This window comes from Kitasatospora griseola, assembly GCF_014648555.1.
Lineage (GTDB): Bacteria > Actinomycetota > Actinomycetes > Streptomycetales > Streptomycetaceae > Kitasatospora > Kitasatospora griseola.
Genome location: NZ_BMRI01000014.1, coordinates 1 through 22,274 on the forward strand (window position 1 = coordinate 1; position 22,274 = coordinate 22,274).

A 22,274-nucleotide genomic window follows, 5' to 3' on the forward strand; every position below is an offset into this window, starting at 1 on the left:
CGGCGGTGGTGAAGATCTCGGAGCGCTTGGTCGGGATCGTGGTGTTGCGCTCGATCAGCTTCGTCATGATGCCGCCCTTGGTCTCGATGCCCAGGGACAGCGGGGTGACGTCGAGCAGCAGGACGTCCTTGACCTCGCCCTTCAGGACACCGGCCTGCAGGGACGCGCCGATGGCGACGACCTCGTCCGGGTTGACGCCCTTGTTGGCGTCCTTGCCGCCGGTCAGCTCCTTGACGAGCTCGGCGACGGCCGGCATGCGGGTCGAGCCACCGACCAGGACCACGTGGTCGATCTCGGACAGCTGGATGCCGGCGTCCTTGATGACGTTGTGGAACGGGACCTTGCAGCGGTCCAGCAGGTCGGCGGTGAGCTGCTGGAACTGCGAGCGGGTGAGCTTCTCGTCCAGGTGCAGCGGGCCCTCGGCGGAGGCCGTGATGTAGGGCAGGTTGATCGAGGTCTCCGAGGAGGAGGACAGCTCGATCTTGGCCTTCTCGGCAGCCTCGCGCAGACGCTGGACGGCCATCTTGTCCTTGGACAGGTCGACGCCGTGGCCGGACTGGAAGACCTTCACCAGGTGGTCGACGACGCGCTGGTCCCAGTCGTCACCGCCGAGGTGGTTGTCGCCGTTGGTGGCCTTGACCTCGACCACGCCGTCGCCGATCTCCAGCAGGGAGACGTCGAAGGTACCGCCACCGAGGTCGAAGACCAGGATGGTCTGGTCGTCCTTGTCCAGGCCGTAGGCCAGGGCGGCGGCGGTCGGCTCGTTGACGATGCGCAGGACGTTCAGGCCCGCGATCTCGCCGGCCTCCTTGGTGGCCTGGCGCTCGGAGTCGTTGAAGTAGGCCGGGACGGTGATGACGGCGTCGGTGACCGTCTCGCCCAGGTAGGCCTCGGCGTCCCGCTTGAGCTTCTGCAGGACGAAGGCGGAGATCTGCTGCGGCGTGAAGTCCTTGCCGTCGATGCCGATCTTCCAGTCGGTGCCCATGTGGCGCTTGACCGAACGGATGGTCCGGTCGACGTTGGTGACCGCCTGGCGCTTGGCGACCTCGCCGACGAGCACCTCGCCGTTCTTGGCGAAGGCGACGACGGACGGCGTGGTCCGAGCGCCCTCGGCGTTGGTGATGACCGTGGGCTCACCGCCCTCAAGAACACTGACGACGGAGTTCGTCGTACCGAGGTCGATGCCGACCGCGCGTGCCATCGTGAATACCTCCGGGGAGAAGTTGAGCAGTACAGGCTCAAGGATGCACGACCGACGCGGAAGCGTCAACAGCTTTGAGTCCTTGTCGCTCAACTTTACTGAGCGCTTATGTCGCGAGCCGTCCGACGTGGGCTTTCGGTGTGCTCCGGACGGGTGAGTCCGGGCATAGTGACTGCCGCCATACCTTGAGCATCTTCTGGGTGGGTGTTAACGCGCGGTAATGTCCGGCCCGTCGACCCGGAAAGTTACCGACCAGTACACTCCGGGTAGGACTCGGACCATAGCCGCTGGAGACGGAGAGCCGATGCAGCTAGCAGCGATCGTCATCTCGCTGGTCACCTTTGTGATCGGCACCGCGCTCGCCGCCCGGGCGGCGCTGTACATCTACAAGGTGGTGCGCACCGGCTCTGCCGACAGCACCCGATTCGGGCAGCCCGCGCAGCGCGTGGCCACCGTGGCCAAGGAGTTCCTCGGCCACACCCGGATGAACCGCTGGGGCGTGGTCGGCGTCGCCCACTGGTTCGTCGCGGTCGGCTTCTTCTCGCTGGTGCTCACCCTGGTCAACGCGTTCGGTCAGCTCTTCGACGCCGAGTTCGCGCTGCCGATCATCGGCCACTGGCTGATCTGGAACATCTTCGTCGAGCTGATCGGCACGCTGACCACCCTGGGCATCGCCGTCCTGATCGTGATCCGGCTGCTCAGCCTGCCGTCCCGGTCCGGCCGCAAGTCCCGGTTCGCCGGCTCGATCGCCTGGCAGGCGTTCTACGTCGAGTACACGATCCTCGGCATCGGCATCTGCATCATGATGCTGCGCGGCCTGGAGGGCGCCCTCGAAGGCGTCACCTCCTACGACCCGACGTACCTGATCTCGTACCCGATCGTCGCCGCGTTCGAGGGCACCGCCCACGGCACCCTGGTCAACCTGATCTACCTGTTCGCGATGCTGAAGATCGTCATCTCGTTCGCGTGGGCCACCACCATCGGCATCAACCCGTCGATGGGCGTCGCCTGGCACCGCTTCCTGGCCTTCTTCAACATCTACTTCAAGCGCGAGGAGGACGGCGGCACCGCGCTGGGCGCCCTGCGCCCGATGACCAGCAACGGCGCCCCGATCGACTTCGAGGACCCGGCCGACGACGCGGTGTTCGGCGTCTCGCAGGTCGAGCACTTCTCCTGGAAGGGCATCCTCGACTTCTCCACCTGCACCGAGTGCGGCCGCTGCCAGTCGCAGTGCCCCGCCTGGAACACCGGCAAGCCGCTGTCGCCCAAGCTGCTGATCATGGGCCTGCGCGAGCACGCCTTCGCCAAGGCCCCGTACCTGCTGGCCGGTGGCGGCAAGGATATGGAGGGCGAGGAGAAGGCGTCGAGCGAGCAGCTCGCCGGGGTGCCGGCCGAGGCCCTCGCCGAGGCCGAGCGCCCGCTGATCGGCACCGCCGAGGAAGGCGGCGTCATCGACCCGGACGTGCTGTGGTCCTGCACCACCTGCGGCGCCTGCGTCGAGCAGTGCCCGGTCGACATCGAGCACATCGACCACATCGTCGACATGCGCCGCTACCAGGTGATGATCGAGAGCAACTTCCCGACCGAGGCCGGGACGATGCTCAAGAACCTGGAGAACAAGGGCAACCCGTGGGGCCTGGCCACCAAGGCACGCCTGGACTGGGTCAAGGAGCTGAAGAAGGAGACCGGCATCGAGGTGCCGGTGATCGGTGAGGACATCGACCCCGCCGAGGTCGAGTACCTGTACTGGGTCGGCTGCGCCGGCGCCCTGGAGGACCGGGCCAAGAAGACCACCAAGGCCTTCGCCGAGCTGCTGCACACCGCGGGCGTCAAGTTCGCGATCCTCGGCAAGGAGGAGACCTGCACCGGTGACTCCCCGCGCCGCCTGGGCAACGAGTTCCTGTTCCAGATGCTCGGCGCGCAGAACGTCGAGACCCTGAACGCCGCGCTGGAGGACGCGCCGACCAAGCGGATCGTCGCCACCTGCCCGCACTGCTTCAACACCATCGCCAACGAGTACCCGCAGCTCGGCGGCCACTTCGAGGTCATCCACCACACCCAGCTGCTGCAGCACCTGATCGACGAGGGCAAGCTGCTGCCGGTCAACCCGGTGGAAGGCCTGATCACCTACCACGACCCGTGCTACCTCGGTCGGCACAACAAGGTCTACACCCCGCCGCGCGAGATCATCGGCAGGGTGCCCGGCCTGCGCAACGAGGAGATGCACCGCCACAAGGAGCGCGGCTTCTGCTGCGGCGCCGGCGGCGCGCGGATGTGGATGGAGGAGCGGATCGGCAAGCGGATCAACAACGAGCGCGTGGACGAGGCGCTGTCTCTCAACCCGGACATCGTCTCCACCGCCTGCCCGTTCTGCCTGGTGATGCTCTCCGACTCGGTCAACGGCAAGAAGAACGAGGGCGCTGCCAAGGAGCACCTGAAGGTCGTGGACGTCGCCCAGCTGCTGCTGGAGTCGGTCAAGGCCCTCCCCGCCGCCGACGCGGAGCCGGTCGAGGCCTGACGCCCGCCCGCTCCCCGGACCCCGGACGCCCGTTGCGGCTCCGGGGTCCGGGCGTTTTGGATGATCAACGATGACCTAGCATCTGCCGCATGACTGCTGACGGGGGAATACCGGGGCCCGGTGGCTTCGGCGGGAGACCCTCCTACCAACTGCCGCCGGTGACCAGCACGGCTCCCGACTGGGCGGCGCTCGCCGAGGCCAACGAACGCGAGCACCGGCGTCGCCGCCTGCGGCTGCGGATCGGCGCCGGCGCGCTCGGTGTGGCCCTGATCGGCGGCGCGGTCGCCACCGCCGTCGCGCTCTCCGGGCCGTCCGACAACACCGGGAACACCTCCGCGCCCGCCGTCACCGCCCAGCCCGACGGCCCCGCCTCCGGCGCACCGAGCGCCGACCCGAGCCCCGGCCCGGCCGACCCGGCGTCCGCGTCCGCCCCGGCCTCGGCGTCCGGCTCCGCGCAGCCCTCGGGCTCGGCGTCCGCCCGGACCGGCGCCAAGCCCACCGAGAGCGCCACCGGAAAGCCGAACGCGCCCGCGCCGACGCTGCCCGGGCTCACCCTCGGCGGCGGCGCCGCGGTCGGCGGCACCGCCGGCCACACCGGGCCCACCCTGGTCCTGCACGGCAACACCGACGGCTGGGCGGACAGCGGCAGCCCCGTGGTCGACACCTCCCGGTCCTTCACCGTCTCGGCGGTGGTCCGCAACAACGCGCCGACCGGCGGCCGGGCCGTGGTCACCCAGGGCGGCGACAGCTACTACTCCTTCTACCTGGGCCGGGACGACTGGGGCGCCCACAACCAGTGGGTGTTCAAGGTGCAGACCGCCGCCGGAGCCCAGGACAACACCACCTACCAGGCCTTCTCCACCGCCGCCGGCGCCGCCACCACCGGCCGGTGGACGCTGCTCACCGGCGTCTACGACGCGGGCGCCAAGAAGATCACGCTGTACGTCGACGGGGTGCTCCAGCAGACCACCGCGGTCCAGGGCGTCTGGCAGACCACCGGCGGTCTCCAGCTCGGCCGGGTGCGCTACAAGAACGCCTGGAGCGACTTCTGGGACGGCGCCATCTCCGACGTGCAGGTCTGGGACCAGGCGCTGCCCGCCACCGCCGTCGCCCAGTTGAACGGATCCGGCGGAACCAGCGCCGGAACCACCGCCAAACGCTCCTGGCTGCTGCCGTAGGAGTTGCGGCGCCAGGCCCGGTGGCCTGCGGCGCGGGTGCGAGGACGGGGCCCGGACCCGGTCGATCCCCGTACAGCTGCCCGACGGGGGCAGTGGTTTTGACACGGTGTTCGAGCAAATAGAGTATGCGGCGGGGCCAGGTAAGGTGCCGGTTCCCGTCGGAGGCCGCCTGATGCCGGTCCGACACAGTCACCGAGCAGCGCACCGGACCCAGTCGAGCCGGGCCGCCGGAATCTGACCAGGGGAGATAGCACATGACCGAGGCGATCATGTTGGTCGGCGGCAAGGGCACTCGACTGCGCCCGTTGACCACGCACACGCCGAAGCCCATGCTGCCCGTCGCCGGCGTCCCGTTCATCGCCCACCAGCTGGCCCGCGCCGCGGCCGCCGGTGTCACCCGCGTCGTGCTCGCCACCTCCTACCTGGCCGACGTCTTCGTCGACCACTTCAAGGACGGCAGCCCGTACGGCCTCGAACTGGTCTACCTCACCGAGGACGAGCCGCTGGGCACCGGCGGCGCCATCCGCAACGCCGCGGCCGGTCTGACCTGCGGCCCCGACGAGCCGGTGCTGATCTTCAACGGCGACATCCTGTCCGGCCTGGACATCGCCGGCCTGCGCGACGAGCACGTCGCCTCCGGCGCCGACGTCACCCTGCACCTCACCCGGGTGGCCGACCCGCGCGCCTTCGGTCTGGTCCCGACCGACGAGAGCGGCCGGGTGCTCGCCTTCCTGGAGAAGCCCGAGACCCCCGAGCAGATCGTCACCGACCAGATCAACGCCGGCTGCTACGTCTTCACCCGTTCGGTGATCGACCGCATCCCGACCGGCCGTGAGGTCTCCGTCGAGCGCGAGACCTTCCCCGAGCTGCTCGCCACCGGCGCCCTGCTGCGCGGCGTCGTCGACACCTCCTACTGGCTGGACCTCGGCACCCCGGCCGCGTTCGTCCGCGGCTCCGCCGACCTGGTGCTCGGGAAGGTCGACTCCCCGGCCGTCCCCGGCCCGACCGGCGAGGCCCTGCTGCTGGCCGGCTCGCAGGTCGACCCGGCCGCCGTGCTCAGCTCCGGCACCGTGGTCTCGGCGGGCGCCGAGATCGCCGCCGGCGCCATCGTCGAGGGCAGCGTGGTGCTCCAGGGCGCCCGGATCAAGGCCGGCGCGTACGTCAAGGACTCCATCGTCGGCGCCTTCGCCGAGATCGGTGAGCGCTGCTCGCTGGACGGCGTGGTGATCGGCGACGGCGCCGCCCTGGAGGCCGAGAACGAGCTCTCCAACGGCCTGCGGATCGCCTGCGGCACCCGCCTGCCGGTCGGCGCCGTGCGCCTGTCCGCCGGCCCCGGCGGCTGCGAGGCCGGCCTGAGCAACGCCGCCGCGGTGCACGCGCCCGGCAGCCGCGTCGCCGGCTGACGCACGCCCCACGCGGCCGCGTCACAGGACGGCTGCAATCCGGCCCCGCCGTCATGATCACCCGACCGGGGCCGGCCCCTTGCGGGTACCGTCATGGCGTGGCTGGCAATCGACACGACGACGGACGGGGTGCCGACCCCCAGTACGGCTGGGCGGCACCCCAACCGGGCGCCCCGCAGGGCGACCCGTACCGCGGCGCGCCCACCGGCGTCCCCGAGTACTTCACCGCCCCGACCCCCGGCTACCCCGGCCCCCCGCCCGCGCAGCCCGGCGACCGCTACGGCGACCAGCCCGGCCACACCCGGGCCTTCGCGGTCGGCGAGCAGCCGTACGACGCGCCCTACGGCGAGCCGTACGGCGGCGCGGACGACGGCTACTACCAGCAGCCGTACGAGCAGGGCGGCCGGCCGGTCGAGGACAACGTCGCCGTCTACCGGGCCGGCGGGCAGGCCGCGCCGCACCTCGGCGGGCCCCGGCTGCCCTGGCGGGAGCTGCTCGCTGGGATCTACCGCCGCCCGAGCGCGACCTTCGACCGGATGCGCGACCACCAGGTCTGGCTGCCCGCGCTGTGCGTGTCGCTGCTGTACGGCGTGCTCGCAGTGTTCGCCCTCGACAGCACCTACGACGAGGTGGTGCACTCCACCTTCGCGGTCGCGCTGTGGGCGATCGCCGCCGCCGCGATCGGCTTCACGGTGGCCGGCGGCATCCTCAGCGCCGTCACCTACGCGCTGGCCCGGCAGTTCGGCGGCGACGGCCCCTGGCAGTCGACGATCGGCCTGTCCGTGCTGGTCAGCTGGACCACCGACGCCCCGCGGCTGCTGCTCGCGCTGTTCCTGCCCGCCGACAACCTGGTGGTGCAGGCCGTCGGCTGGGCGACCTGGGTGGGCTGTGCGGCGCTGCTGACCATCCTGGTGCGGCGGATCCACGACCTGCCCTGGGGCAAGGCGGCCGGGGCGGCGGCGGTGCAGCTGCTCGCGCTGCTGGTGCTGATCAAGCTGCCCACGCTGGGCTGAGCCGCGGCCGCCGCGGTCGCAGCCGCCGCAGCCGCAGCCGCCGCGGAGCCCCGGCCGTCCGGATGGCGGGATCTTTGTAGGGTGGGGTGTTCGGCCCACCCTCAGAACCCGTCCGGAGCCCGCGCATGAGCCTGCCCACCACCCACGTCAGCTTCCCGGCCGGGGCGGTGACCGGCGCCTCGCCGATCCTCGCCGTGCACACCCTGCCGGACGGGCGTACCGCCGTGGTCACCGAGGCCACTCCGTTCCACCCCGTCGACCACACCTGGCCCGACCAGCCCGCCGACCTCGGCACCCTCACCGTCGACGGCGCCGCGCACCCCGTCGTCGACTGCCTCACCGGTGGCCACGGTCCGGCCGGCGAGTTCGCGGCCGGCGCCGACATCCCGGTCCGGCGCGGCGACGAGGAGTGGTCCTGGCTGGTGCTGCACGTGCTGCCCGCCGGCGCCCTCGGGCCGGAGGCCGTCGGCCGCACCGCCGAACTCGCCGTCGACGCCGAGCGCCGGGCGCTGCTGTCCGCCGCGCACACCGGCTGCCACCTGCTGGCGCTCGCCCTGAACGCCGCGCTCGCGCCGCGCTGGCGCAAGGACCCGGGCCGCGCCGACGCCTTCGGGAACCCGGACTTCGACAGCCTCGCCATGGACACCTCGGTGATGGACACCGAGGCCAGCACCGACACCTACCGGATCGGCAAGTCGCTGAAGAAGAAGGGCTTCACCGTCGACGCCACCGAGGAGCTCCCCGCCCTCGCCGACGCGCTGCCCGCCCTCACCGCGGACGTCAACGCCCGGCTGGCCGCCTGGGTCGCCGCCGACGCGGCCGTCCGGATCGACGTCCCCGGCCCCGAGCTCACCGCCCGCCGCCGTTGGCACGCCGACCTCCCGGACGGCGCCGCGGAGATCCCCTGCGGCGGCACCCACCTCCACCACCTCGGCGAACTCGTGGAACTGCGCACCGAGTTGACCCTCTCCGCGGACGGCACCGAGCTGATCGCCCGGACCAGCCCCAAGCGCGCCTGACGCACGACGAGGGCCGGCCCCGCGGCTGCGGGACCGGCCCTCCTTGGCGTCTGCCTGCTGTCCGTGCGCTCTGCCGAAGCGGCTCAGACCTGGGTGCGGTGGAAGTTCTGGAACGACCGGGACGGCGTCGGGCCGCGCTGGCCCTGGTACCGGGAGCCGTAGCGCTCCGAGCCGTACGGGTGCTCGGCCGGCGAGGACAGCCGGAACAGGCACAGCTGGCCGATCTTCATCCCCGGGTACAGCTTGATCGGCAGCGTCGCCACGTTCGACAGCTCCAGCGTCACGTGGCCGCTGAAGCCCGGGTCGATGAAGCCCGCGGTCGAGTGGGTCAGCAGGCCGAGCCGGCCCAGGCTGGACTTGCCCTCCAGCCGCGACGCCACGTCGTTCGGCAGCGTGATCACCTCGTAGGTGGACGCCAGCACGAACTCGCCCGGGTGCAGGATGAACGCGTCGTCGCCCTCCGGTTCCACCAGCCGGGTCAGGTCCGGCTGCTCCTCGGAGGGGTCGATGTGCGGGTAGCGGTGGTTCTCGAAAACCCGGAAGAACCGGTCGAGGCGGACGTCGATGCTCGACGGCTGGACCATCGACGGGTCGAACGGGTCGACGACGACCCGCCCCTTGTCGATCTCGGCACGGATGTCATTGTCAGAGAGCAGCACGCCCCCGAGGGTACGTGCCCCGGGCCGGGCCGCCCAAAAGCGACCGGCCCGCGGACCTGCTGCGACGGCCGCCCGGAGGGCCTACCGCCGCGCGCCGCGCCCCAGTTGGGCCGCCGACAGCTCCGACACGTCGGCCGGCACCGAATTCCGCAGCCGCCCGCACCCCGGACACCGCAACAACCGCCCCGGCCCCAGCCGGCCCGCCTGCAACTGCTGCATCGGAAACGCCGCCGTACTGAACACATGCCCCTCGGCACAACGAACCACGGTGCGCTGCTCCATCGGTCCCCTTCCCACAGTTCCGCAGACAGCGTCACATTAGGGGATCAACCGGACACCACCCCACGAGGCTCGCCGCCACCCGGAACCCGGCCCTGCCGCATGGGGTACAGTGGTGCTTGATCGATCCGTCCCTGACGGACCGTCAGTGCGGGCGTAGTTTAATGGTAGAACATGAGCTTCCCAAGCTTAGAGCGCGAGTTCGATTCTCGTCGCCCGCTCTTCAAGGAATCCCCAGGTCGATGACCTGGGGATTTTTGTTGTTCGGCCCGGCGTCGAAGCTCACCGGCGGGTCGGTGAAGGGCACCTGGCGGGCGGCGTCGTGGGTGCGGGCCCGGTCGCTGGAGTCGGTTGCTCGGCCGGCTGAAGGGCTGAGCCGACCGCCCGTCGGTCCTCCCTTGCCCGGGGGCGAACGGCCCGGCCAGACTGGCCGTCCGGGGCGGACGAGGGGGATGCGATGGCAGGACCGGCGGCGGTCGGCGGGGCTCCGTTCGGTCCCCGGCTGCGGGCGTTGCGCCGTCGGGCCGGGCTGAGCCAGCAGGTGGTCGCCGAGCGGGCCGGGCTCAGTGCGCGGGCGTTGCGCGACCTCGAACAGGGACGGGTCGGGCGGCCGCGGGCGGGCACCCTCCGGAAGCTGGCCGAGGCGTTCGCGCTGACCGGCGAGGAGATGGCCGAACTCGCCGACAGTCAGGACGAGTTGGCGGGCCCAGCGGGATCGCCGCGGCTGCTGGTCCTCGGGCCGCTGGCGCTCCGGCAGGGTGACGGGACCGTTCCCGTCACCAGCCCGATGCTGCGCCGCCTGCTCGGACTGCTGGCGCTCAAGCACCCGGAGCCGGCCACCCCGGAGGAGATCACCGACACGCTCTGGCCGGACGGCCCGCCGGAGTCGCGGCAGAGCCTGGTGCACACCTACGTCAGCCAGGTCCGCCGCCTGCTCGGAGCCGGCGGGGTGGTCCGCACGCCGGTCGGCTACCGGCTGACGGCCGGCCCGGAGGACACCGATCTCGGCCGCTTCGACACCCTGTTGGCCCGCACCGTTTGCACGCACCACGCGCCGGACCCGGCGACCGTCCACGAGACGCTGGCCCGGGCGCTGGGCTGGTGGCGCGGCCCGGTGCTGGCCGACGCGGACCTCGCGCTGCGCGGGCACCCGGCCGCCGTCGCGGCGGGCGAACGGCGGATCCGCGCCGCGCTGCTGTACGCCGACACCGCCCTGCTGCTGCACCGGCCCGCCGACGCCGTCCCCCGGCTGTGGGAGCTGGTGCACGCCGAGCCGCTGCACGAAGGACTGCATGCCCGGCTGATCCTCGCGCTGGCCGGCGACGGCGAACAGGCCGCCGCGCTCGACGTGTTCCGCCGGCTGCGCGAGCGCCTCGACGAGGAACTCGGCATCGCCCCCGGCCCGGAGGTCGACGACGCCCACCTGCGGGTGCTCCGGCGTCAACTCCCGCTACCGGTACGGCCGGAGAGAGGGCCGGTGCGGCCCGTGGGCGGCCCCCCGGCCCAGCTGCCCGCCGAGACCGGTCGTCACGTCGGCCGCCGGGCCCAGCTCCAGGTCCTCGACACCCTGGTCTCCCCGGGTTCGCAGCCGCGCCTGGTCACGGTGGTCGGCCCGCCCGGCGTCGGCAAGACCGCCCTCGCCGTGCACTGGGCGCACACCCGCCGCGAGCACTTCCCCGACGGGCAGCTGTACATCGACCTGCACGGCCACTCCGCGCAGCCCGCCCTGCGGCCCGCCGAGGTGCTCGCCCGGTTCCTGCGCGCCCTCGGCACCCCGCCCGACCGGCTCCCCGCCGACCAGGACGAGGCCGCCGCGCTCTACCGCACACTGCTCGCCGACCGCCGGGCGCTGATCGTGCTGGACAACGCCCGCGACCCCGAGCAGGTCCGGCCGCTGCTGCCCGGCGCCCGCGGCTGCGCCGTCGTGGTCACCGGCCGCCACCGCCTGACCGGGCTGGTCGCCGGCGACGGCGCCCGCCGCCTCACGCTGGGCGCGCTCGACCCGGACGAGGCCCGCGACCTGCTCGGCAGCGTCGTCGGCGAGTGCCGGACCGACGCCGAACCCGACGCCGCCCGCCGCCTGGTGGAACTCTGCGACGGGCTGCCGCTGGCCGTCCGCGCCGCCGGCGCCGACCTGGTCGCCCGGGACGGCACGATCGCCGAGCACTGCGCCCGGCTGGCCGGCGACGACCTGCTCGACCTGCTGCACGTCGAGGGCGACCCGCGCTCGACCGTCCGGGCCGCGTTCGACCTGTCCTACCGGGCGCTGCCCGGCCCCGCCCGGCGGCTGTACCGCCTGCTCGGCCTGCTCCCGGGGCCGGACACCACCGTCGACGGCGCCGCGGCCCTCGCGGAGACCGACCCCGCCGAGGCCGCCGCGCTGCTGCGCACGCTGGCCGACGCGCACCTGCTGCGCGAGCACCCGGCCGGCCGGTACGCGCAGCCCGGGCTGCTGCGCGCCCACGCCCGGAAGTTGACCGAACGTCAGGAGTCGGACGCCGCGCGGCAGCGGCTGTTCGACCGGTACCTGACGGGCGCCGGGACCGGGGACCTGGCCGCCGTCGTCCGGCAGGCCTGCGACACCGGTTTCCCCGACACCGCCCGGCGGCTCGCCGAACGCCGCGATGCCGAACGCCGCGATGCCGAACGTGCCTACGCCGAACGTCCCGACGCCGCACGGCAGTTCACCGCGGCCGAGGCCGGGCACCCGGACGACCTCACCGTCCTCGGACTGATCTGCGGGAAGCTCGGCCGGCTCCGGCAGGCCGCCGAGCACTTCGCCCGGGCCGCCCGGCTGCACCACGAGTGCGGCGCCTACGCCGAGGAGGCCATCGACCGCACCAACCTGGCCGTCGTCCGCCGCGCCCTGGGCCGCCCCGCCGACGCCGTCCGGCTGCTCGACGCGACGCTGCCCATGCACCGCAGCACCGGCAACACGTTCAGCGAGGCGGTGGCGCTGACCTGCCTCTCCGGGGCGCGCACCGACCTCGGCGACCCCGCCGCCGGCCGGCTGCTCGCCCGGGCGGCGATCACCGCCGCCCGCAGCGTGCGCCACTCCGCGCTGGAGGCGGGCGCCCACCTCGCGCTGGCCGCCGCACAGGAACGCGCGCACCGCCGGGCCGACGCGGCCGCCGGCTACCGGGAGGCGCTGCGCCTCGCCGAGGCCGCCGACGACCGGCACCCGCAGGCCGTCGCCCTGATCGGCCTCGCCACCACCCGCTCCGACTCCGATCCGCAGGCCGCGCTGGCGCACGTGGAAAGCGCTCTCCGACTCACCCGTGCGGCCGGTTTCCGAATGCTCGAAGGCAACGCGCTCACCGCCCTGACCTGCGTCCGCACCAGGCTGGACCAGCCGCGGGCGGCGCTGGACAGCGGCCACCGGGCGCTCGCCGTGCACCGGGAGACCGGCCACCTGCCGGGGGAGGTGCGGGCCCTGCTGGCGCTCGGCCGCGCACAGTCCGCCCTCGGGGCGCCCGGCCTCGCCGTCGGGCACTGGCGGGAGGCACTGCGGCTGTCCCGGGCGATGGGCGTCACCCGGCTGCGCTGAGCGGCAGTCCCGGCACTTCCGACGTTCTGCCGGTCGGCCGTGACGGAGAGTCAATAACCGCAGGTCAGGGTCGTGATGGCAGTCTCTGGTCCGGCTGCAGGGGCGCGTACAGGCCGCCTCCGTACGGTGGGCGCACCGACCGCGCCGACACCCCGAGGTGACACCGTGCCCCTGTTCCCGGACCCCGCATGAGCCGCTACGACCTGCTGGCGTCCACCCCGGCGGTGCGCCGCGTCCAGCAGGAGTTGGGCAGCGCCGCCGCGGCCGGCCGCCGACTGCGGGAGCCCGCCGGGGAGCCCGAGCCGCTCACCGGCGCCGCCGCCGCGTTCATCCGCAGTCTCGACGGCTTCCTGGTCGGCACCGTGAACGAGAACGGCTGGCCGTACCTCCAGTACCGGGGCGGCCCGCCGGGCTTCGTCCACGTGCTGGACGAGCACACCGTCGGCTACCTGGACGTCCGCGGCAACCGGCAGTATCTGACCACCGGCAACCTGCGCGCCGACGACCGGGTGTCGCTGTTCTTCCTCGACCACGCCCGGCAGGCCCGGCTCAAGCTGTTCGGCCGGGCCACCGCCGTCCCCGCCGACCGGTGCCCGGAGCTGGTCGCCCGCCTCGACTCCCCGCGCACCGACGGGCGGGTCGAACAGGTCGTCACCGTCCGGGTGGAGGCGTTCGCCTGGAACTGCCCCAACCACATCACCCCGCGCTTCAGCCAGGACGAACTCGACCGGGCGCTCGCCCCGGTCCGCGAGCGCCTCGCCCGGCTGGAGGCGGAGAACGCCGCGCTGCGCGCGGAACTCGCCGCCGTCCGCACCGACCCGAAGGACTGAACCACCCGTGTCCGAACGCCTGGCCGAAGCCCCCGCGCCGGCCCTCGACCGGCCCGCCGAACCGGCGATCTGGTCCCGCAACTTCCGCTACTGGTTCACCGCCCGCAGCGCGGGCCTGCTCAGCTGGGCGATGCTCCCGGTCGCCGTCTCGGCCGGCCTGATCGACAGCGGCCACGGCCTGGACACCGCCGGCTACGCGATGGCCTTCCTGGTCGGCCCGTTCGCCGGCCTGGTGCTGTTCGGCGGGGTGCTCGCCGACCGGTTCACCGCCCGCCGGATGGTGATCGTCGCCGACCTGGCCAACCTCACCGCGCACGTCCTGCTCGCCGTCCTCTTCCTGCACGGCATCGACCACCTGTGGCAGCTGTACGCCCTGCTGGCGGTGGCCGGCACCGCCAACGCCCTGTTCCAGCCCGGCGCTTCGTCCACCGTCCCGCTGATCGCCCGGGACGTGCAGGGCGCCAACGGGGTGCTGCGCACCTCCGAAGCGATCACCGGGCTGGGCGGGCCCGCGCTGGCCGGTGTGCTGGTCGGATTCGGCTCCACCGGCTGGGTGATGGCGATCTCCGCCCTCGCCTACGCGACCAGCGCGAGCTGCCTGTTCGCGCTGCGCCTCGGCCGGGTGCCCGCCCCGCCGGCCGGCGACGGGCTGTGGCGCAACCTGGTGGTCGGCTGGCACGAGTTCCGCGCTCGCAGCTGGCTCTGGGGCGTGATCGTGATCTGGACGGTCTACGCCGTGCTGGCCTGGGGCCCGCAGCTCTCCCTGGCCGCCGGCCTGATCGTCCCCCGGCACGGCGCCACCGCGTTCGGCCTGGTCAACTGCGCGCTCGGCGCGGGCACCGTGGCCGGCGGGCTGATCGCCATCCGGTACAAGCCCGCCCGGCCGCTCGCCGCCGGCGCCGTCGCCATGTTCGCCTACCCGCTCTACCCCCTCGCCCTGGTCCTCGACGCCCCGGTCCGGCTGCTCGCCGCCACCCAGGTCCTGGTCGGCGCGGGCATCGGCATCTGGGGCGTCATGTGGGCGACCAGCGTGCAGACCCAGGTCCCCGGCGAGGTCCTCAACCGCGTCCACGCGTACGAAGTGGCGGGCTCCGTCGGCCTCTACCCGCTCGGCAGCGCCCTGGCGGGCCCCGCCGTGCACGCCTTCGGCAGCACCCCCGTCCTGCTCGCCGGCCTCGTCGTCGCCACCCTCACCGCCACCGCCCTGCTGCTGACCCGCCCGATCCGCACCCTGACCCGGGTCCCCGACCGCGCCTGAGCCGGCCCGGGCGTCGGCCCGCCCGCCGGTCGAAGTCCCTGGTCCCGGTCCAACCTTCGCCGCGGATCCGGCCGTTGGACCGCGCGAGCGGCCGGACGCGGCGGACGGGAAGCGCGCCGGTACTGTGATCAAGTGCAGGGGGAGGGGTGAAGCTTCCCGGCACAGGCGCCCGTACCGGGGAGAGGCGTCCGGCGAACGGGGGATCGGTTGGACGCGCGGATCGAATTCGGCCTGCTGGGCCCGCTGTCGGTCACCGCCGACGGCCGGCGCACGGCCGTCGGCGGTCCGCGCCAGCGCACCATCCTCGCCCTGCTGCTGCTGTCCCCGGACTCCGTGGTCTCGGTGGACGCGATGGTCGAGGCGGTCTGGCAGGGCGTCCCGCCGGCCACCGCCCGCACCCAGGTGGCGATCTGCGTCGCGGGCCTGCGCAAGGTCTTCCGGGCGGAGGGCTGCGGCGACGATCTGATCACCACCGTCCACCCCGGTTACCAGCTCAACTCGGCCGGCCACCGGATCGACCTGCTGGTCCTGCAGGACCTCGTCCAGCGGGCCGAGCAGGCGGTCGGCGGCGGGCGGACGGCCGAGGCCGCCGCCTGCTACGAACGCGCGCTCGAACTGTGGCGCGGGCCCGTGCTGGAGGGCGTCACCGGGCGGCAGGTCGAGGACGAGACCGCACGTCTGGAGGAGGTGCGGATGTGCTGCCAGGAGGCGCTCGCCGAACTCAACCTCGCCCTCGGACGGAACCTGGAGGTGATCGGGTCGCTGGCGGCGGCGGTCCGCGAGCAGCCGCTGCGCGAGCGCGCCCGGCACATCCTGATGCGGGCCCAGTACCTGGCCGGGCGGCGGGCGGAGGCGCTGGAGACCTTCCGCGAGGGCCGTCGGCAGTCCGTCGAGGAGCTCGGCCTGGAACCGGGCGCCGCGCTGCTCCAACTGCACGACGCGATCCTGCGCGACGACCCCGCGCTCGCCCCGCCCGAGGACGGCCCGCCGCCGGCGCCGCTCCCGGCGATCCCGCTGCCGCCCGCGCCGGCGGCCGGATCCCGCCCGACGCCGTCCTTCCTGCCGCCCAACGTGCCGGCCTTCACCGGCCGGGCCGCCGAGACCGCGACGCTCGACCGGCTGCTGGAGGGCCGGGCGGAGGAGCAGCCGCCAGGCATCGGCCTGATCACCGGCGTCCCCGGCGTCGGCAAGACCGGCCTCGCCGTGCACTGGGCGCACCGCGTCGCCGCCCGGTTCCCGGACGCCCGGCTGTACGTCGACCTGTGCGGCCACGACGGGACCCGGGAGCCGACCACCGCCGCCGATGTGCTGAGCCGCTTCCTGCGCGCCCTCGGCGTGCCCAGCGAGCAGATCCCGGCCGACACCGGCGAACGCACCGAGCTGTACCGCAGCCTGCTGGCGGGCCGCCGGGCCCTGGTGGTGCTGGACAACGCCCGCGACGCGGCGCAGGTCGACCCGCTGCTGCCGGGCACCGGGCAGTGCTGCGTGATCGTCACCGGCCGCCAGCCGATGGAGCAGCTGATGCTCCGTTACGGCGCGGTGCGCGTCCAGCTCGGCGTGCTGCCACCGGGCGAGGCCGTCGAACTGCTGGGCCGGATCGTGCCCGAGGACCGGATCGCCGCCGACCCCGAGCAGGCCGAGCGGCTGGCCGAACTGTGCGACCGGCTGCCGCTGGCGCTGCGGATCGCCGCGGCCCGGCTGGCCTCGAAGCCGCACTGGAGCGTGCCCCACCTGGTGGCCCGGCTGGCCGACGAGCGCCGCCGACTGGACGAGCTCAGCCAGGGCGAGTCGCAGGTCCGGGCCGGATTCGCCGTCAGCTACCGCCAGTTGGCACCGGACGCGGCCCGGCTGTACCGCCGCCTCGCGCTGCTGGAGGCGCCCGACGTCACCGTCTGGACGGCCGCCGCGCTGATCGACGTCCACCTGTTCGAGGCGGAACGGCTGCTGGAGCACCTGGTCGACGTCCAACTGCTGGAGGTCACCGGCACCGACGGCACCGGCCGGCTGCGCTTCCGGCAGCAGAACCTGCTCGCCCTGTTCGCCCGCGAGCGGGCCGCGGCGGAGGACGGCGAGGACGAGCGGACGCAGAGCCTGCACCGGGCACTGCGCGGCTACCTGACCGTCGCCGAGCACGCCCACCGGGTGGAGTACGGCGGGGACTTCGCGCTGATCCACGGCTCCGCCCCGCGCCTCGAACTGGACGCCCTGCTGCTGGAGGAGCTGACGGCCGACCCGCTGGAGTGGTTCGAGGCCGAGCGGCTGTCACTGGTCGCCGCGATCCACCAGGCCGCCCGGCTGGGCCTGGACGAGCTGGCCTGGGACCTGCTGGGCTGCACCGTCGTGCTGTTCCGGACCAGGGCGTACCTCGACGACTGGCAGGACAGCTGCGACCGCGCGCTGGCCGCGACCCGGGCGGCCGGGAACCTGCGCGGCGAGGCCGCCGTGCTGGAGTCGCTGGGCGAACGCTGGATCGGCACCCAGTACGTCTCCGCGGCCGCCGAACCGCTGCTCCGCGCCCAGGCCCTGTTCGAACAGATCGGGGAGGAGCACGGGCGCGCCCTGGCGGTGCGCTCACTGGCCGTGCTGGCCCGCGTCCAGGGCGATCCGACCTCGGCCGGGGCCCGGCTCGCCGAGGCCGTCGAACTGTTCCGGGCGGCGGGCGACCTGTCCTGCGAGGCGCACGTGCTCGGCTTCCTGGCGCAGGGCGAGCTGGACCTCGGCCGGCCCGACGCGGCGCTGGCGTACGCCGAGCAGGCGGTGGCGGTCGCCCGGCGGATCGGCGAGACCGGGGTCACCGCCCAGGTCCACTTCCGGTACGCCCGGGTGCTGTCGGAGCTGGAGCGGTTCGCGGACGCGGAGCGCGAACTCCAGGTGGTGCTCCGGGTCGTGACGGCCAGGCGCGACCTGCTGGGCTCCGCCCACGCCCGGCTCGGCCTGGGCGAGACGATGCTGCGGCGCGGCCGGGCCGCCGAGGCGCACGCCGAGCTGCTGATCGCCCTGGACCTGGTCGGCCGGTGCCGGACCGTCGTCGCGGAGGGCCGGGTCGGCGTGGCGCTCGGGCGGGCCGCGGCCGCCCTCGGCCGCACCGACGAGGCGCGGGAGCGGTTGAACCGTGCGGCCGAGCTGCTCCGGGCCGGCGGTGCCGAACGCGATCTGGAGCTGGCGGCACAGGAGCTGGCAGCCCTCGGGCCGGCCGCGGGCGAAGCGCCCGGCGGCGATATCGGCGGCGTATAGGCCGCCGGGGCACAGTGGGACGCAGCTGCCCCGTTCCCCGAAGGAGCCGGCGATGACCAGCGCCTCCGAGCCGCATCCCGCCGACCCGCCGTCCGCTCCCCGCACCACGAGCAGCCTGCACGCGCTGTTCGGCCTCGACCCGGCCGCCACCGGCGGCGGCCCGCTCCCGCTGCACGTCCCGGGCTGGGCGCAGAGCCTGGACGCCGGCGACCGCGCCCTGCGGGCGGCGCTGCACGACGGCGCGGTCGGCGCGGCCGGCGCGCACGCGCTGGGCCGGGCCGCCGCCCTGCTCGGCGCCGCCGAGGCCGCCACCGTGCTGGCGGCCCGCAGCGCGCACGTGCTCCCCGCCGAGGCGGACCTCACCCTCACGGCGGTCTCGGCCCTGGTACCGGCCCTGGTCGCCGAGGCGACGTCCGCGCTGGACCACCCGGCCGCCCCCCAGGCGGCGAAGGCGGAACGCCTGCGCGGCGCGCTGACCGCCCAATTCCCCTGGCTGGTCCACGGGTTCGCCTCCGAGACGGTGGACGGGGCGGGGCTCGCCGAGGCCGTCCGGCTGGGCGCGCCGCTGCCCGCGACGGTGGACGCCCCGGGGGCCGACGCCCGCCCCCGGGGCGGCTGCAGCCCCGTCCAGGCGCTGCCCCGACTGGTCGGCGGCTCCGCGCTCGACGCCGCCGGCGCCGAGGTGCAGGGCCTGGCCAAGTCGCTGCTGGTCGCCGGTGACGAGCTGCACCGGCGGATGGCCGAACTGCCGACCGAACCGGCCGGCAGCCCGACGGGGCGCGAACTGGCCGCCGCCTACGAGACCCTGTACGCCGCGACGGCCTGCCTCACCCTGTGGGCGGCCGGCGTGGCGGTCGGACCGCTGTGGCTGCGCACCGCCCTGCGCGCCCTGCTGGTCCGCCTGCACCGACTGCTGCTGGAGCCGCCTCCGGTCCTCGACCCTTACCCGGCCGAGGAGTTGCTGGCCATCGCGCTCGGCGCCGGGGCCCGGCTGCTCACCTTCCGCACCGTCGACGAGATCAGTGCGCAGGCCGATGCGGCATGACGGCCCGCGCCTCGCCGCTCAGGATCTCCTGGTACGTCCGCACCAGCAGCCGGCCCGGCTCGACGCCGAGCTCGTCCGCGAGCAGCCGCCGACCGTCCAGGTAGAGCGACATCGCCTCGGCCTGCCGCTCCGAGCGGGACAGCGCCGTCATCAGCAGCGCCCGGAACCGCTCCCGCATCGGGTGCCGGGCGACCAGGCCGGTCAGTTCGGAGATCAGCCGACGGTGCCGGCCGGTGATCAGGTCGGCCTCGATCCGGGCCTCCAGGGCCGCCAGCCGGGCCTCCTCCAGCCGCGGGCGCTCCGCGGCCGCCAGATGGTCCGTCACATCCGCCAGCGCCTCGCCGTTCCAGCACTCCAGCGCCGCTCGCAGCAGGTCGGTCGCCGCCTCGAAGCGCTGCTCGCGCAGCGCCCGGAAGCCGCCGCCCGACAGATCGGTGAACCGGGTCAGGTCGCAGGGCACGTGCTCGGCGAGCAGCCGGTACCCCGATCGGATCCGCACCAGCTGCACGTCCGGGCCGACCCGGCGCCGGAGCCGTGAGGCGTAGGTGTGGAGCTGCGCGGGGGCCGTGCCGGGCGGGCGCTCGTCCCAGAGCATCCGCCCGAGGTGCTCGTCCGAGACCCCCTGGCCGGCGGCCAGCACCAGCGTGGCGAACATCGTCCGCTGCTTGGTGCCGCTCAGCGTGTCCTCCCGGCCGTCGGCCAGCAGGTGTACCGGACCGAGCATCCGGAACTCCATGGCGTCGCCCTCTTCCCTGCCCGGTGCGGGCCCACTCCGGGACCGCCTACGGGCCGACCCTAGAAGGGCACGTCATCACCGCGTTATCGCCTCCATATCGCCCGCGCGGAGCCTGCGCCGAGCCCGTGCCGAGCCCGTGCGGAGCCCTGCGCAGCGCCCGCCCGGGCCGGTGCGGTCGGCGTTCTCAGCGGCCGGGGCCGGCGGTGCGCAGGTCGGCCAGCAGGAAGGGGATCAGGCCGCGGTGGAGCAGCGCGGTGCGCCAGGCGGTGCGGGCGGCGGACAGGTCCTGGGCGTGCTGCGGCTCCTCGCCGGGCACGGCGCGCTGGCGGGCGGCGCTGAACAGCAGACCGAGCAGGCCGATCAGGGCGCTGGCGACGGCGGCCGCGACGGTGCTCCAGGCGGCGGTGCGCAGCACGTCGGCGGAGGCGGCGTGCGGGCCGGACAGGCCGATGACGGCGCCGAGCAGGAAGAACACTGCGGCGGCGCTGCCCATCACGATCGGCGCCACCAGGGCCAGTGCGCCGAACCAGCCGGACAGCCGCTCGCCGGGTGCGGCGGCGGGGTCCGGTGCGTCCGCCGCGGTGCCGCGGAGCCGGCGGTAGGCGAGGTACTCGGGTTCGGCGGCGGCCAGGATCTCCGCGGTGCGCTGCCGGGCCAGGGTCCGCAGCCGGGCGGCCTGCGCGGTGTCGGCGGCCAGTGCGGCGCGCACCGCCGGGTCGGCGAGCGCCCGGCCGAGGGCGTACTCGAAGTCGGCGCGGTCCTGCTGGGTGGGGCCGTGGCCGGTGAGCGGGTCCATCGCTGCTGTCCCCCGTGGAGGTCGAGTGCCGGTCAGCCGTAGGTGAGGTCGGAGCAGACGTCGTCGGCGGCGGAGCGGGCCTGGCTGACGCTGGTGGGCAGCGGGCCGGTGGGCAGCGGCGGGGCGGCGGTGGTGCCGTTGCCCGCCGCGTAGTCGGCGCCGAGGGTGACGGCGATGCCGGCGTGGCTGCCGGCCTGCAGGGTGGCGCCGGGGAACAGCTCGGCGACCTTCTCGGCCTTGGCCTTCTCGCCCGGCCCGTACTCGACGAGGGTGGTGGCGTGGGTGCGGGAGGAGGCGTTGGCCCGGCCGGTGACGGTGAAACCGGAGCCCTCCAGCGCCTCGGCGGCCTTGGAGGTCAGCCCGGAGGTGTCGGTGCCGTTGTAGACGGAGACCCGGATGCCGGCCCCGTCGACCTTGACCGGTGCGGTGGTCGGGCCGGGGCTCGGGCTCTCGGCGGCGGGGGCGCTCGCCCCGGCCGAGGCGTCCTGCCCGTCCAGGGTGCGGTCGGCCTTGAGGGCCGCCCACAGCTGGTCGGTGTCGGGGTGCACCAGGGCGACCCGCTCGCCCTGGTAGCGCCAGGGCACGGTGAGGAACTTGATGTCGTGCAGGTCGATGTCCTTGAGCGACATCGCGAAGTCGACGAGCTTCTGCGCCGAGCCGAGGCCCTCGTCGACGGTGAGCGACTTGGTGACGGCGTCGGCCAGCGGCAGCAGCGCGACGGGGTTCATGCCCTCCGCCCTGACCTGCTTGATCAGCGAGGAGAGGAAGGCCTGTTGGCGCTTGGTGCGCCCGATGTCGGAGCCGTCGCCGAGGCCGTGCCGGATCCGGACGTAGTCGAGGGCGGCCTGGCCGGAGATCTTCTGGTGGCCCTGGTTGAAGAGCAGCTTGCCGCGGTGCCCGAGGTTCGGGTTGAGGTCGCCCTCGTAGACCGGCTTGGGCAGGCAGACGTCGACGCCGCCGACGGCGGAGGTCATGTCGGAGAAGCCCTGGAAGTTGATCACCATGGTGTGGTCGATGCGCAGCCCGGTGAGCTTCTCCACGGTGTTCTGGGTGCAGGCCGGGTTGCCCTGCTCGCTGTCGCCGACCGAGAAGGCGCTGTTGAACATGGCGCCGGCCTGCGGCTTGGTCCAGCTCTTGTTCGGCAGCAGGCAGGGCGGGACGGCGACCAGCGAGTCGCGCGGGATGGAGACGCCGACCGCGTGCTTGTGGTCGGCGTAGACGTGCAGCAGGATCGCGGTGTCCGAGCGGGCGCCGTCCTCCTCGCCGCCGCCGAGGTCCTTGTTGCCGCCGGAGCGCGAGTCGGAGCCGATCAGCAGCAGGTTGACCGGGACCCGGCCCTGGGCGTCGGCGCTGGCCGCGTCCGGACGGTCCTTGCTGATGCCGGAGGAGTCGAAGGTGCTCAGGTTGCCGTTGAGCCGGTAGTACACCAGGCCGCCCGCGGTGACGGCGAGCGCGGCGACGCCGGCGGTGCTCCACAGGGCGATCCGGCGGATCCTGCGGCCGCGCCCGGATCCGGTGCCGCGGCCCCCCGCCCTGCGTGCAGACATGACGCACCCTT

Annotated in this window: 15 protein-coding genes, 1 tRNA gene and 1 pseudogene; 11 read left to right on the top strand and 6 right to left on the bottom strand. The window is 74.0% G+C overall.

What is annotated here, in order from left to right:
• A partial coding sequence (dnaK, locus tag IEZ12_RS19100; RefSeq protein ID WP_189273091.1) for a molecular chaperone DnaK occupies positions 1-1,201 on the bottom strand: 1,201 nt, incomplete at its 3' end.
• Positions 1,202-1,505: 304 nt separating this feature from the next.
• Here dnaK and IEZ12_RS19105 point away from each other — a divergent pair.
• The 5 genes and pseudogenes from IEZ12_RS19105 (at position 1,506) to IEZ12_RS19125 (ending at position 8,332) form a co-directional block, all read left to right on the top strand.
• Positions 1,506-3,719: a (Fe-S)-binding protein gene (locus tag IEZ12_RS19105; RefSeq protein ID WP_189273092.1), complete on the top strand. Its 2,214-nt coding sequence runs from the start codon at positions 1,506-1,508 to the stop codon at positions 3,717-3,719.
• Between the two features lie 89 nt (positions 3,720-3,808).
• Complete coding sequence (locus tag IEZ12_RS19110; RefSeq protein WP_189273093.1) at positions 3,809-4,897, top strand: LamG domain-containing protein; 1,089 nt, start codon at positions 3,809-3,811, stop codon at positions 4,895-4,897.
• Positions 4,898-5,151: 254 nt separating this feature from the next.
• A pseudogene (gene manB / locus IEZ12_RS19115) lies at positions 5,152-6,225 on the top strand (mannose-1-phosphate guanylyltransferase); the annotation flags it as partial.
• Between the two features lie 173 nt (positions 6,226-6,398).
• The gene (locus tag IEZ12_RS19120) at positions 6,399-7,313 is read left to right on the top strand and encodes a Yip1 family protein (RefSeq protein WP_229847690.1); all 915 of its coding nucleotides are present in this window, start codon (positions 6,399-6,401) and stop codon (positions 7,311-7,313) included.
• A gap of 125 nt (positions 7,314-7,438) precedes the next feature.
• Positions 7,439-8,332: an alanyl-tRNA editing protein gene (locus IEZ12_RS19125; protein ID WP_189273095.1), complete on the top strand. Its 894-nt coding sequence runs from the start codon at positions 7,439-7,441 to the stop codon at positions 8,330-8,332.
• An 83-nt stretch (positions 8,333-8,415) separates the two neighbouring features.
• Here IEZ12_RS19125 and dcd read toward each other — a convergent pair whose 3' ends face one another.
• Entirely contained in the window at positions 8,416-8,991 is a 576-nt protein-coding gene (gene dcd / locus IEZ12_RS19130; protein ID WP_100589142.1) for a dCTP deaminase, read from the bottom strand.
• 81 nt (positions 8,992-9,072) lie between these two features.
• Complete coding sequence (locus IEZ12_RS19135) at positions 9,073-9,273, bottom strand: hypothetical protein (protein ID WP_043915270.1); 201 nt, start codon at positions 9,271-9,273, stop codon at positions 9,073-9,075.
• A 147-nt stretch (positions 9,274-9,420) separates the two neighbouring features.
• Here IEZ12_RS19135 and IEZ12_RS19140 point away from each other — a divergent pair.
• The 6 genes from IEZ12_RS19140 to IEZ12_RS19165 all read left to right on the top strand — a co-directional run bounded on the left by IEZ12_RS19140 (position 9,421) and on the right by IEZ12_RS19165 (position 19,184).
• A tRNA-Gly gene (locus IEZ12_RS19140) sits at positions 9,421-9,491 on the top strand.
• 236 nt (positions 9,492-9,727) lie between these two features.
• Positions 9,728-12,817: a BTAD domain-containing putative transcriptional regulator gene (locus tag IEZ12_RS19145; protein WP_229847691.1), complete on the top strand. Its 3,090-nt coding sequence runs from the start codon at positions 9,728-9,730 to the stop codon at positions 12,815-12,817.
• A 188-nt stretch (positions 12,818-13,005) separates the two neighbouring features.
• Positions 13,006-13,647, top strand: a complete 642-nt coding sequence (locus tag IEZ12_RS19150; protein WP_043915269.1) for a pyridoxamine 5'-phosphate oxidase family protein — start codon at positions 13,006-13,008, stop codon at positions 13,645-13,647.
• A 7-nt stretch (positions 13,648-13,654) separates the two neighbouring features.
• Entirely contained in the window at positions 13,655-14,905 is a 1,251-nt protein-coding gene (locus tag IEZ12_RS19155; RefSeq protein WP_189273096.1) for an MFS transporter, read from the top strand.
• Between the two features lie 207 nt (positions 14,906-15,112).
• Positions 15,113-18,139: an AfsR/SARP family transcriptional regulator gene (locus IEZ12_RS40095; protein WP_189273097.1), complete on the top strand. Its 3,027-nt coding sequence runs from the start codon at positions 15,113-15,115 to the stop codon at positions 18,137-18,139.
• A gap of 52 nt (positions 18,140-18,191) precedes the next feature.
• Positions 18,192-19,184, top strand: a complete 993-nt coding sequence (locus IEZ12_RS19165; protein ID WP_189273098.1) for a hypothetical protein — start codon at positions 18,192-18,194, stop codon at positions 19,182-19,184.
• On the opposite strand, the gene IEZ12_RS19170 is transcribed toward IEZ12_RS19165, so the two are convergent.
• From IEZ12_RS19170 to IEZ12_RS19180, 3 genes are all read right to left on the bottom strand, one after another.
• A complete protein-coding gene (locus tag IEZ12_RS19170) occupies positions 19,159-19,908 on the bottom strand; it encodes an AfsR/SARP family transcriptional regulator (RefSeq protein WP_189273099.1) in 750 nt (249 codons plus the stop codon). The genes IEZ12_RS19165 and IEZ12_RS19170 overlap by 26 nt on opposite strands.
• A gap of 196 nt (positions 19,909-20,104) precedes the next feature.
• Entirely contained in the window at positions 20,105-20,716 is a 612-nt protein-coding gene (locus tag IEZ12_RS19175; protein WP_189273100.1) for a hypothetical protein, read from the bottom strand.
• A 32-nt stretch (positions 20,717-20,748) separates the two neighbouring features.
• Positions 20,749-22,263: an LCP family protein gene (locus tag IEZ12_RS19180; RefSeq protein ID WP_189273101.1), complete on the bottom strand. Its 1,515-nt coding sequence runs from the start codon at positions 22,261-22,263 to the stop codon at positions 20,749-20,751.
• Positions 22,264-22,274 lie beyond the last annotated feature (11 nt).

Bases quoted from the DNA above. Each gene is read 5' to 3' on its own strand.
- IEZ12_RS19105 (WP_189273092.1), top strand. From the start codon at position 1,506: ATGCAGCTAGCAGCGATCGTCATCTCGCTGGTCACCTTTGTGATCGGC.
- IEZ12_RS19110 (WP_189273093.1), top strand. From the start codon at position 3,809: ATGACTGCTGACGGGGGAATACCGGGGCCCGGTGGCTTCGGCGGGAGA.
- IEZ12_RS19125 (WP_189273095.1), top strand. From the start codon at position 7,439: ATGAGCCTGCCCACCACCCACGTCAGCTTCCCGGCCGGGGCGGTGACC.
- IEZ12_RS19135 (WP_043915270.1), bottom strand. From the start codon at position 9,273: ATGGAGCAGCGCACCGTGGTTCGTTGTGCCGAGGGGCATGTGTTCAGT.
- IEZ12_RS19145 (WP_229847691.1), top strand. From the start codon at position 9,728: ATGGCAGGACCGGCGGCGGTCGGCGGGGCTCCGTTCGGTCCCCGGCTG.
- IEZ12_RS19150 (WP_043915269.1), top strand. From the start codon at position 13,006: ATGAGCCGCTACGACCTGCTGGCGTCCACCCCGGCGGTGCGCCGCGTC.
- IEZ12_RS19165 (WP_189273098.1), top strand. From the start codon at position 18,192: ATGACCAGCGCCTCCGAGCCGCATCCCGCCGACCCGCCGTCCGCTCCC.
- IEZ12_RS19170 (WP_189273099.1), bottom strand. From the start codon at position 19,908: ATGCTCGGTCCGGTACACCTGCTGGCCGACGGCCGGGAGGACACGCTG.
- IEZ12_RS19175 (WP_189273100.1), bottom strand. From the start codon at position 20,716: ATGGACCCGCTCACCGGCCACGGCCCCACCCAGCAGGACCGCGCCGAC.
- IEZ12_RS19180 (WP_189273101.1), bottom strand. From the start codon at position 22,263: ATGTCTGCACGCAGGGCGGGGGGCCGCGGCACCGGATCCGGGCGCGGC.